At 46.9% G+C, this 12,573-nt stretch carries 6 protein-coding genes; 2 read left to right on the forward strand and 4 right to left on the reverse strand.

Going from position 1 to position 12,573, the window contains the following annotated elements:
* Positions 1–22: 22 nt before the first annotated feature.
* The 3 genes from WC496_09150 to WC496_09160 are packed head-to-tail and all read right to left on the reverse strand — an operon-like array spanning position 23 to position 4,512.
* On the reverse strand, positions 23–2,086 hold the full coding sequence (locus WC496_09150) for a site-2 protease family protein (protein ID MFA5293185.1): 2,064 nt from the start codon (positions 2,084–2,086) through the stop codon (positions 23–25).
* Positions 2,065–3,246 carry a 1-deoxy-D-xylulose-5-phosphate reductoisomerase gene (locus WC496_09155; protein ID MFA5293186.1) on the reverse strand — a complete coding sequence of 394 codons (1,182 nt, stop codon included), beginning with the start codon at positions 3,244–3,246 and terminating at the stop codon, positions 2,065–2,067. The genes WC496_09150 and WC496_09155 overlap by 22 nt, the downstream gene beginning before the upstream one ends.
* Positions 3,247–3,249: 3 nt before the next feature.
* Positions 3,250–4,512 (reverse strand): PocR ligand-binding domain-containing protein, encoded by a 1,263-nt coding sequence (locus WC496_09160; protein MFA5293187.1) that lies wholly within the window; start codon positions 4,510–4,512, stop codon positions 3,250–3,252.
* 175 nt (positions 4,513–4,687) lie between these two features.
* Here WC496_09160 and WC496_09165 point away from each other — a divergent pair, with 175 nt between their 5' ends.
* Positions 4,688–5,785, forward strand: coding sequence for an AAA family ATPase (locus tag WC496_09165; GenBank protein MFA5293188.1), 1,098 nt, complete (start codon positions 4,688–4,690; stop codon positions 5,783–5,785).
* A gap of 7 nt (positions 5,786–5,792) precedes the next feature.
* Here the strand turns inward: WC496_09165 and WC496_09170 are convergent, their stop codons facing one another.
* A complete protein-coding gene (locus WC496_09170; GenBank protein ID MFA5293189.1) occupies positions 5,793–10,331 on the reverse strand; it encodes a M12 family metallo-peptidase in 4,539 nt (1,512 codons plus the stop codon).
* A 440-nt stretch (positions 10,332–10,771) separates the two neighbouring features.
* Here WC496_09170 and WC496_09175 point away from each other — a divergent pair, with 440 nt between their 5' ends.
* On the forward strand, positions 10,772–12,532 hold the full coding sequence (locus WC496_09175) for a formate--tetrahydrofolate ligase (protein MFA5293190.1): 1,761 nt from the start codon (positions 10,772–10,774) through the stop codon (positions 12,530–12,532).
* Positions 12,533–12,573: the final 41 nt, after the last annotated feature.

Here is a 12,573-nt window from a genome sequence, read left to right on the forward strand (position 1 = left end):
GTATCCTTTTATAAAGGAGAATCTATCTGCTGAAGAACACCCTGATAATATCGTTATATGTAATCATTATAAACAAGGCGCCTATAAGCGCAAGCCCGATATAAACCAGCCCTTCCTGCACTTTCGAATGTACAGGCGAGCCTTTGATTTTCTCGATTATCAGCAGTACGACAAGTCCGCCGTCCAGTATCGGCAGCGGAAGAAAATTCATCACCGCAAGACAGGCGCTGATAATTCCCATAAAGTGTATATACTGAATATAATCTTTATCGGCTATAATTTTCGAACTTGCCGCAATCATACCCACCGGCCCCATAAGGCTCTTTGGACTTACGTCGCCTATAATCAGGCCTTTGATTGTCATATACGTCTGGGCGATAAACTCAACTGTTTTTCTCGCTCCCATTTTCAGCGCGTCAGCCTTTCCCGCCGCCCTGAAAAGTTTCGTCATCGGCTTAAACGGTATATCGTAAAAAGTTAAGCCCCTGACAGCATATAAGTCGCCTTCGCTCGGCACTGCCAAACGAATATCGCCGTCATTGATTACGCTGCTGTAGTCAACTTTTACGGTTTTGCCCCTGTTCTTTTCGAGTACCGCGACGATATCGAAATAATTATTAACTTTCTCACCGGCGATAGTAACTATTTCCGCACCTCTGGGCAAATTGGTAAACACCGGCGAATTCATATCCGCCGCAGATGCTATGACGGGACTATTCACATCCAGCCCGACGCCAATCCCGATAACAGCTCTGCCCTGCTCGTCTCTGGGCGTTACTTTTGCTTCGACAAGTTCGTTATCCCGCAAAACCACCATACTGAGTTCTTCTCCCAGATTAGCGACCGTCGCCTGCCGCAATTCCTTATAAGTAGGATTGGGAACATCCTCGATCTGTACGATGACATCTCCCTTGTGCAGTATTTCGTTTACGTCTGATTTTTCAATGCTGATAATTTTAAGTCTCGGTATAAGGCCGCAGAACTGGGCCGGAACAAAAGTGCCGTCCTCCTGATATTCCATATAAGCGATATATTCGAGCCTGTCTTTAAATACTACAGGCTCGGTCTGTCCGGGCCTTTGAAATGACAGCGTTACCATCGGCTCGAAAACAGCCTGCATCTTATCGCTGTATTGCCAGAACTTTTCTATCTTTTCGCCGTCGATATCGGCCAGCACATCGCCTTCTTTGAGTCCGGTTTGCTCTAATAAAACTTCCGGGGTTTCAACCTTTGCTATTTCAAGAGAACTTGCCGGCATTATGCCGAATCCTCTGAATCCAAGCCCCGGCATATTTTCCGCTACGATTGAAATATCCTCGATACTGCCGTCCGTCCGTTGTACCTTCAAACTGACAGGCTCGTTTCTTCCTGAAAAAGCCGCGGCGATAGCCATTCCCCTGAAGTCGAGATTTCTTTTTCCATCGACCTCGATTATTTCATCGCCTGCTTTCAGTCCGGCCTTGTCCGCGGGATACCCCGGAATACAATCGCCTACGACCGCGGGCATCATCCTGATACCTACCGTAAAAACAATAACGAAAAGTATTCCCGCCAGTATAACGTTCATCGCTACGCCTGCCGAACCGACAATGATTCTTTTCCATATCGGTTTGTTCAAAAATGAACGCGGGTCGTCGCTTGGCTTGTCGGAGCCGACATCTTCCTGACCGAGAAGTTTTACGAAGCCGCCCACGGGGAAAATCCGCAACTGATATTCTGTCTCGCCGGCCTTGCCGCCGAATGGTACTTTAATACACAACAGTCCCTCTTCGTCAGGGTCGTTTTCTTTCAGCAGGATAGTGGGAAAGATTCTGAATCTAAGATAATTTTCGCATTTCTTAAAACCCACTACAACCGTTCCGAATCCTACCGCGAATGCTTCAACTCTGACATCGGATAATTTGCCCGCGATAAAATGGCCCAGTTCATGAATGAAAATCACCGTGCCAAGCCCGACTAACGACATAATTATACTGCTGCTTTTGCTGAAGTGTCCTGAAATGTAATAAATTGCCAATGCAACTATCACCAAAAGTATCAGGGCGTTTATATAATTTTTCGATTTTAAATTACTTTGTTCAGACATTCTTTAACCTCATTTCTTGCCCAGTTATCCGCTGAAATCAAATCTTCCAGGCTCGCTTCTGTTTTGACTTTATGTTTATCGAGACAATGTTCTATAAGTTCGACTATATTAACAAATTTTATCTTTCCTTCCAGAAATTCTTTGACCGCAGCTTCATTTGCCGCGTTAAATACCGCTGCGGCCGTACCGTTGGTCTTTGCGACCTCGTAACCGATTTTCAGGGCTTTAAAGACTTCCATGTCGGGTTTCTCGAAAGTAAGATTCCCTATCTCTTCCAGCCGCAGATGTTTCGTTATTCCCCTGACCCTGTGCGGAAACGTCAGTGCGTACTGAATCGGCAGGCACATGTCCGGCCCAGACATCTGCGCTATTACAGAACCGTCGACGAATTCAACCATCGAATGAACTATCGATTCCGGATGGACAAGCACTTCGATTTTTTCTACCGGCACATCGAACAGCCATTTCGCTTCGATTATCTCAAGAGCCTTGTTCATCATTGTGGCCGAGTCTATTGTTATTTTTTTGCCCATATTCCACGTCGGATGAGCAAGTGCCTGTTCGATTGTCGCGTTTTGAATCTGTTCTTTCGTTGCGCCTCTGAACGGCCCCCCGCTTGCCGTCAGGATTATCCTGTTAACCTCGCTGGAGTTTCCAGCCTGTAATGCCTGGAAGACCGCCGAGTGTTCACTGTCAACGGGTAATATTTTAGCGTTATTCTGTTTGGCGACCTTTGTCAAAAGCGCTCCGGCTATAACAAGCGGCTCTTTATTGGCGATGGCAAGAGTCTTGCCCGCTTTTGCAGCCGCTAAAATAGCCTCAAGTCCCGCCGCTCCGACAACCGCAGCTATTACGACATCGACATTTTCATTTGAAGCCGCGATTGAAAGACCGCTGTTGCCGGAATGTATTTCTGTGCCGTGTAGGGTGGGCTTTAGCCCACGCGGTTCATCCAGTAGTTTTTTGAAATTATCTACTTTCTCCGGATTGGTAACAACTGCGATTGAAGGCCTGAATTTTTTAACCTGCTCGGCCAGCAGTTCGACATTATTGTGAGCCGTAAGAGCGACGACCTTATAATCGGCGCCGAGAGCTTCTATAACGCGCAAGGCGTTTCTGCCTATCGAACCTGTCGAACCGAGTATCGCTATTTTCTTTATCATTTATTTTCTTCTGTTCATATCCCTGAACAGTCTGGGAGTAACGCCGACGATTTCCTTGAATGTCCGCGTAAAATAACTCTGGTTGTTATAGCCGGCATCGAAGCATATTTCGGTACAGTTCTTATTAGTGGAAATTAAAAGTTCTTTCGCGTGTTCAATGCGAACGTTTGTCAGATAATCTATTACTGTCATACCGGTTTGTTCCTTGAAGATATGACTCAGACGCGAAACGCTCAAATGGGCGCTGTGTGCAATCTCATCGAGAGAGAGCGGCTCAACATAATGCTGCTGAATATAATCTATCGACGGTTTTATCTGCGAAACTCTTTTCTTGTCCTGTATGGAATAAACAAGTTCGATAAAATCGTTCAAAGCGTTGGTTATCCAGACGCACAAGTCCTGCTGATTATCTATCTGCAGAACCTTATTCATATAATCGAGGTTCTTTTCCAGCAGAAAGTTTATATCGACTCCGCCTTCCACCGCGCTTCTGCTCAGGACGCTCAGCAGTTCGAGCATTCTCGCCTTGAGAACCGAAAGGTCTCCCGGGTCCTTGAGCATAATCTTTGCCAGTATCATATTAAGGACTTCTCTTGCGCCCATCCGGTCGCCGATTTTGACCTTATCCATAAGCTGCTTTTCAGAATCGAGCGGATATTGACCCGCCCCTGTTATTTCCTTATGCTCGCGTATCAGTTCGCCTATTTCCGACTGCTGCTGACTTCTCTGTCTTCGCCATTGCATAACATACGGGTCAAGGTTGGTAACTTCATAAAAAAGAACGAACAAAAATTCCGCCGCTTCATGAATTTTCCTGCCCGCCAAAACAGGCAGCTTCATTACCGACTGTTTCAGTTTTGTCCTGTTAATGCGTATGCCTTTGAGGCGTTTGTCGATATCTTCAATTACTGTCTCATCAGGCTTATCCCAGAGACATTTGCCGAAGAATATTCCGCCCAAAGGTTTCTCCCTGTCCATAGCGGGCACACAGGCAAGAACAATCCCGGCATGGCAGATGCTTATATATGGCTGGCCGGTCTCGAATGCCATCTTCATACTCCTGAGTCTGTCCTGCAGGCAGCGTTTCAAACCGGCCGGGCTGTTGCGGACTATTTTGCAGAATTCAGGATGACAATCTTTGCTGCATACATCGGACAGATTTCTGCCCTGCAAATCGGTCGTTTCGATAGACAATCCGAAATTGCCGCGAAAGGCAGTTTCTATCCGTGTAAAATCCTTTTTTGTAAGTAATGAATTTTCCATCTATTCACTAATAGGTATTTTCGGCTAATTATACCCTATGAAATGAATTTTAGCACTATTTTGCTAAAATTATTGTAATTTCTTTAAACATAAAGAGTTATATATCATTAAACTTTATTTGCCGAACCTTAGCTTATACTTGTTAAATTTACATTTGTTCGCTATAAATACCTGTATGAAACCCCTTTATATTAGCGCGACTGGACAGGACAGCGGCAAGACCGCCGTAATTTGCGGCCTGATTCAGTATCTGCGAAGCCACGGCCACAATCCCGGCTACTGCAAACCTGTCGGCCAGCGATATGTTATGTATAACAACCACAGCATTGACGAAGACGCCGTACTTGCCCACAAGGTTTTCGACTTCAAGGACCGTCCCGAGGATATGAGTCCCATCGCCGTCGCGGAAGGTTTCACAGCCAAATTCATCGCAAACCCGGATGTTTCACCGCTCGAAAAGCAGATACGAGACAGTTTCGCCAGGCTTCAGGAAAAGCATCAAATGGTAATTATTGAAGGTACCGGCCATGCCGGCGTTGGAAGCTGTTTCGGCCTGTCGAACGCCCGCGTCGCGCAAATGCTCGATGCGAACGTGGTAATAGTCGCCTCCGGCGGTATCGGCAGACCCATTGACGAAATTTCGTTATCTCTTGCCCTTTTCAAACAATATAACGTCAACGTAACAGGTGTGATTCTGAATAAGATTTACCCGCAGAAATACGAGAAGATTAAATCCATCGCCCCGAAGGGACTGGAGCTTATCGGCACAAAACTCGTGGGAAATATTCCTTACGATTCCAATCTTTCATTTTTCTCCGTCGGCCAGATAGCCGAGGAATTCGGCTATAAGGTTGTCTGCGGCAACGAATCTCTTTCGAATAAAATCGAGCATACCGTTGTCGCCGCGATGGAGCCGCAGAACGTGCTCAAGTATATCGAAAGAAACACGCTGATAATTACGCCCGGCGACCGCATCGATAATATTCTGCTTACCCTTGCCCTGTCTCAATCGAAAGACTATCACGATAAATTATGCAGCGGCGGACTGATTCTCACCGGCGGACTCAAGCCCGATTCGACTATATTGGCCCTTCTTTTGAAAGGTACGATTCCCGTACTTCTTACGGATGAGGATACTTTTACTGTCACGGCAAAAATGAAGGATTTGCACTTTAAAATCCGTGCTGACGACCATGACAAAATCGCCAGAACTTATGAATTGCTCAAGGACAACGTCGATATCGACGCCATTTTAAAGAATTTATCCGCCTAAGGCAGTATTACTGCCCTTCAAGCCAGTGGTCTGCCAAAACCGACAAGTCCTTTATATCAACTATATTATCACCACTAACTAACGGGGCAATATCTACTGATGGTTCATTTTGCAGCCAGTAGAAAGCAAGTTTTGCAAAATCTTTAAAATCTACTTTCTTGTCCCATGTAATATCACCTGCAGCGCTGCACGATGCCTCTGACGTATTTCCATAAGCCCCTATATTGATTCGACCGCCATTAGGCCGAGGTTCGTTGCTCCAATCTGAATTCGGGTCGCCTGCATCGATTAACAGAGACTCTGGAAGCAAATGATAATCATTAGCGTCCGTATCAGCAAAAAGCGGATCCTCGGATATATTACCATTGACGCCGGTCTGGTTTGGCGTCAGTAAATACAGGCTAACGTAGTCACCGTTTGGATGACCATTAACATCATTATAGCTAAAATAATTCGGGTCAAAGCCGCCAAAATCGGCTACTCCGGGTGCTCCATAATTAAACGCTATTATGTTATTGCTGATTATCGGTGACAGTGAACTTGATGCTATAACCAAACCCGATGAATCATCAACATATACCGCTGCGTTACCTGATATCGTGTTGTTAATTATTTTGGGCTGACCCTCAACACAAGCTATACCGGAATCATAATCCGCACTATTGCCGACTATCAGATTGTTCTGCAAAACAGCAAAGCTGCTCTCGAAACTAACCCCGCCTATAAAAACAGAGTAATTATCACTGATTTTATTATATCTTATTGTTGCGGAGCCTCCCTGGCAGTATATTCCACCGCCTTCGGTGTTCGAACTGTTGCCTGTAATTATATTTTTCTCAATAATCGGCGATGCTCCATCGATATATATTCCGCCTCCTAATTCTGTGTTGCCGCCAGTTATTGTAAAACCGGCAAGAATACTATTTGAATCCTCACCTGAATCAAATGTAACTGCGGAACCTGAATTATTTGCATCTATTATCGTTGTTTCTACAACATTCATATCGTCTGGATTTACACTGCTGAGGATTGCACTTTTGCCGTCAAAGTTTACATTCTCATAATAAGTCCCCGGCAAAACGATTACTCTTCCGTCGTCCTGGACAATATCCATACCTTTGGTTATTGACGCAAAAGGATTGTTGATGGTACCTGAGCCGGTAATATCGTTTCCGGACTTTGAAACATATACAATATCTAAAACCACACTAACATTTACAGATTGTGTATCCTGCAACTGGCCGTCGGAAATAGTTAAACTGAATTCGAATGAACCGCAACCCGAAAAAACAACAACAGTATTTACATCATTTGGATTTTTAATCAGGCAGGTATTCGGCCCTGAAACTTTCTGCCAATGATAGGTTAAAGTTCCGGGAGGATTTGGCAGCCCATCATCAGTTGACGAGTTTGCATCAAGCGTTATCGAATTAGATTCATTCAGAATTACTATATTTGATGTTGCGTTTATATCGGCCAGGGGCTGCGCATTGAAATTAGCTGTTATTGCGGCATTATCTGAAAGGATAACTGTTGTCGATGCGATATTGGGATTACCGAAAACAGCGCTCTCCTGAGGAATAGCCGTCCACGACAGGAAACCATAACCTGCATTTGCATGGGCTTCAATCGGTATCGTCGAACCATTTTCGAAAGATGATGTTCCTATAGGAGGTGTTGTTGTTCCTCCTTCAGACGGCGATACTGCCATTGTTAATTCCACAGGCGGTAAAAAATTCGCTATAACCGTTTTGTCTCCATTTATCAGGAAGAAAATAGTCTGATTGCTGCTCGTTACATCGCCCGTCCACCCGGCAAATATTTTTCCGCCCGCCGTCGAAGGCGCCGTCAGCAGTATAGTCGTCCCGCTTGTTACGGTGTAAGTATAATTTGTTGTTCCCTCATGTCCGGTGAAGCTGCTAATGCCAACCGACTCTGTCCCGGATGAGTTCACAGTTAGAGCATACTGACACCCTTTCAGGCCAAGCGAGTGATTCCCGCCGGCCGAGATGGCCGTAAAAGCAGTATTAGGCAGTGGAACTGTGCATTGACCGTACCAGTCGTCTCCCCATGCTGCAATTGAGCCATCTTGTTTCAGGCCAAGAGAGTGAGTATGGCCGGCCGCAATAGCTACAAAACCAGTATTGGGCGACGGCAAAATGCATTGACCGTAGTTCGGATAGTCCGACTGTCCCGGTTGTCCAGCTCCCCAGGCCACAATCGAGCCATCGGCCTTCAGGCCAAGAGAGTGATACATGCCCGCCGCAATGGCGACAAAATCCGTATTGGGAGACGGCAAAGTACATTGACCGTACCCGTTATCTCCCCAGGCCAAAATCGAGCCATCCTGTTTCAGACCAAGCGAATGCCACGCGCCAGCCGCAATAGCCTTAAAGCCTGTATTGGGCAAAGGCACAGTGCGTTGACCGTAATAGTTGCTTCCCCATGCCACAATTGAGCCGTTGGTCTTCAGGCCAAGCGAGTGATCCCCGCCGTCCGCGATGGCGACAAAACCTGTATTAGGCAGCGGAATAGTACATTGACCGGAATTATTGTTTCCCCATGCCACAAGTGAGCTATTTTGTTTCAGGCCAAGAGAGTCCTCCCAGTTGGACGCAATAGCAACAAAATCTGTATTGGGCGACGGCACAGTGCATTGACCATTTGCGTTGTTCCCCCAGGCCGCAATCGAGCCATCTTGTTTCAGGCCAAGCGATTGGTTCCAGCCGGCCGCAATAGCGACAAAACCTGTATTAGGCAGCGGCACAGTGCTTTCACCGTTATCGTTGCTTCCCCAGGCCACAATTTCTCCGGCGGCATATAAATTCAGAGTAATATTACCTGTAGCCCCGTCGTGCCCATCTACTGCAATTCGATATGTAGTGCCCGAAATTGCTGTAAACGTAACCTGGCTTTGCGGACTGCCTGAATCATCATTGGATGCTATTTCTGTCAAGGGGAAAGAAGTTCCTGTATAGACTGCCAGCAGTGTATCAAAACTGCTGCCAAACGTGTCTATAGTCATTTGGCCGTTAAACGGTGCCGTCCAGTACCACCATACAGATGCTCCGCCTGCATTGCCTGCATGACTCGGCTCTCCGGATTCTTTTGTCGCGCAAATATTCCTGCCCGTAGCCTGCCAACTGGTACCAGACATCGTAATTGCATTTGCAAACATGTCATTATAAGGGGGCGCCGTCGGTCTGTAGGCAGCAATAATATTCTTTGTTTCACGAATAGTACGGGCATTATCACCATCGGCAGCATTACCGGTAGCAACTCCCTGGTTGTAAACATCCGGGTTGGAGAAGTATCCTAATCGAGTGCCGCTATAACTTCCATCTTGCCCGTAGGACATCACCGAGCAGTAATTGACAGAGTTCGCCACCCATCGCCAACCAGCAGAATAACTGAACAATCCGGGGCCGGGCTGGGTAGTCTGCCACTTGTAGTGATGGCAGCCCATATTATGACCCATTTCGTGAATAGTTACAAAATCATCTATAGCCCAGGTTCCCCACCGCACACTTGTAAGCGAAAAACCATATTCCGGCAAACCCGACGTTGTGTTAAGAAGCCAGCCTAACCCGCCGACGTCTTCAACATCGGCAAACAACACCACCAGGTCCGCTCCATATTGATTACGCCAGGTATGAACTTCGTCCATGGACGAGTATCCGCCGCCGGTGTAAGTCAACTGGTCAAGGTCGGTATAGGAACTGCCGCTCTCTGTGTAGCTGACCTCGGCGGAGTAAACGAGATCCACAGTTAGAGTGGTATTGCTGTTATTGAGGACAAGATTCGCGTTTGCAATGGTATTCCCGATGAAACTGTTGATATTGTTGAGACCGCCGATCCGATTAAGAGCTGCCGGGGTGTAAACAATCATCACATCAATGGTGGCAGGGTCCAGCGGCCCACCTTGGACTGTGGCTGTGGGCATCTCCTTCTCGGCGGATTCCTGGTGGGGCATAATAAGCGGCGGAATCGGCGTCGGCCCGTCATTCAATTTTTTGAGTTGGGTGACGTCCACTTCTAACAGATAATGTTGCTGGACGTCGGGTTGACTCTGAATGACGTAGTATTCGTCTTTCTCGGGAATACGGACAGAGCCGAGACTACTATCTCCGGTAGTGGATATGAGCACATAGCCGAGGGGATAACCCTCTATTCGGCCCCGTACAGTAACCGTACCGTTGATGTTCACGGAAACCTTGTCAATATGAGCGGTATAGACCTTGTCATTAAAAAGGTTGAGGGTAAGCGTGTCACCATGGGACAGGCCCTTCTCAGCAGCGATGAAAGGGGTAAGCGTTACAGGGCGAGACCGCCGCGATGGCGGAAAGTTGTTCGGAAGCGAAAGCTCCGCAGCACGGACAATAGCATCCGCGCGAAAGTCATTTGTGATTAGTGAATATTCCGCTCCGTGTGCCGGCGACGCCAGCGAAAGAACTGCCAGGATGGCGGCACATCCGGCAAAAACACGCCTTACTTGTTTACCAAATATGTTTTTGCCTATAGAAACATCTCTTGTTTCCCGTTCCATTTTCCACTCCTCCAAAAATTACCGGGATTGCCCTTATCAAACGATTGATCACATAACCGAGCTTTCCATTTCCACAATTATACCAAAATATTCCTTAAATTAATAATCTGAAAAGGGTACTCGTAATCCTCAAAAACAATTGCATTTTCTTCCTTCTTATCTAAAAGTAATCTATTATTATAGACGTTTTCTGCTGAAAATCAAGAAAATATGGAGCCAATTATGGGACGTTTGGGTGCTGCAAGGAATCACCATAGCCGGATTCTTTTGATTTCAGTGAAATCCTTGGCCAACCTCCCATTTTCCCCCATCAAATAGCACGATAGTTCAAAAAAAACACTCTCTGTTTATATCTAATTTCACGTTTTTACGCGAAAATTGCCGTTATAGTAATAATATCTCTGTGAACTCTGTGCCCTCTGTGGCTAAAGGACTTACAAATGCTTGACCCGACAAAACTCAAAGACTGGCAGGTTGCCGAAGAAGCCGAAAAGGATGCAAGACCAATCGTAGAGCTCGCCGCCGAACTCGGCCTTAAAGACGATGAAATCATTCCTATGGGCAGACTCCTCGCCAAAATCGACTACAAAAAAGTTCTCAATCGGCTCGGCTCGGTGCAAAGAGCAAAATATATCGACGTTACCGCGATAACGCCTACTCCTCTTGGCGAAGGCAAAACGACCACTACAATCGGTCTTGTCCAGGGTCTTGGCAAACTCGGAAAAAAAGTTTGCGGCGCCATACGTCAGCCCAGCGGCGGCCCGACATTTAACGTCAAAGGTTCCGCTGCAGGAGGCGGCCTGGCTCAATGTATTCCCCTTGCTCCGCTTTCTCTCGGCCTTACAGGCGACATCGATTGCATCACAAACGCAAACAATCTCGCTATGGTCGCGCTGACCAGCAGGCTTCAGCACGAGAATAATTACGACGACGCAAGACTTGCAAAAAGCAAATTGAAACGTCTCGACATCGACCCCGATACGGTACAGATGAAATGGGTCATGGATTTTTGTGCCCAGTCTCTTCGTGATATCGTCATCGGCAGAGGCGGAAAAATGGACGGCTTTGAAATGAAGTCAGGCTTCGCCATTTCAGTATCCAGCGAAGTCATGGCTATTCTCGCTGTTTCGAAGGACCTTGCCGATATGCGTAAACGAATGTCGAAAATCGTCGTCGCCTACAGCAAATCCGGCCGCGAAGTTACCACTGCCGACCTCGAAGTTGATGGCGCGATGACCGCATTAATGGCAAAAACGATAAATCCGAATCTGCTTCAGACAATCGAAGGCCAGCCCGTTTTCGTACACGCAGGGCCATTCGCAAATATCGCTATCGGCCAAAGCTCGATTATCGCCGATATGCTCGGAACGAAACTTGCCGATTACCATATAACCGAAAGCGGGTTCGCCGCCGATATCGGCTTCGAGAAATTCTGGAACTTAAAATGCAGAATGTCCGGCCTTAAGCCAAACGCGGTCGTGATTGTCGCGACAATAAGGGCATTAAAAATGCACGGCGGAGGCCCAGCCGTCAAGCCCGGCGCACCACTGAGCGAAGAATACACCAGCGAAAATCTCCCGCTCGTCGAAAAAGGCTGCGAAAACCTTCTGGCACACATCGAAATCGTCAAAAAAAGCGGCGTTAAACCCATCGTCTGCATCAACAGCTTCTATACCGATACAAAAGCAGAAACCCAGCTCGTTAAAAAGATAGCCGAGCAAAACGGAGCCCTCTGCGCTGTCTCGGAGCATTGGCTCAAAGGCGGCGAAGGCGCAAAAGAACTGGCCGAGGCAGTCATATCAGTATGCGAAGAAAAAAATAACTTCAAATTCCTCTACGAACTGACGACCCCGCTTCGCAAACGAATCGAACTTATCGCAAAAGAAGTTTACGGCGCCGATGGAGTCGAATACACGCCCATCGCGATGGAAAAAGCAAAGGCGATTGAAAATGACCCCCAGGCACAGAAACTCGGAACCTGTATGGTCAAGACGCATCTTTCACTTTCGCACGACCCGACCATAAAAGGCAGACCAAAAGGCTGGACACTTCCGGTCAGAGATATTATGATTTACAAAGGCGCAGGCTTTATCGTACCTGTCGCAGGCGATATTAAACTTATGCCCGGTACAGCCTCGAATCCGGCGTTCAGAAATATCGACGTCGATACCGAAACAGGAAAAGTTAAAGGACTATTTTAAGAAATTCTAAATTCTAATATCGAAATCCGAAACAATATCGA

This window comes from Phycisphaerae bacterium (assembly GCA_041652575.1).
Taxonomy (GTDB): Bacteria; Planctomycetota; Phycisphaerae; order Sedimentisphaerales; family UBA12454; genus UBA12454.

Coding starts and splice junctions, on each gene's coding strand:
- WC496_09165 (MFA5293188.1), top strand. CDS start 4,688: ATGAAACCCCTTTATATTAGCGCGACTGGACAGGACAGCGGCAAGACC.
- WC496_09175 (MFA5293190.1), top strand. CDS start 10,772: ATGCTTGACCCGACAAAACTCAAAGACTGGCAGGTTGCCGAAGAAGCC.
- WC496_09150 (MFA5293185.1), bottom strand. CDS start 2,086: ATGTCTGAACAAAGTAATTTAAAATCGAAAAATTATATAAACGCCCTG.
- WC496_09170 (MFA5293189.1), bottom strand. CDS start 10,331: ATGGAACGGGAAACAAGAGATGTTTCTATAGGCAAAAACATATTTGGT.
- WC496_09160 (MFA5293187.1), bottom strand. CDS start 4,512: ATGGAAAATTCATTACTTACAAAAAAGGATTTTACACGGATAGAAACT.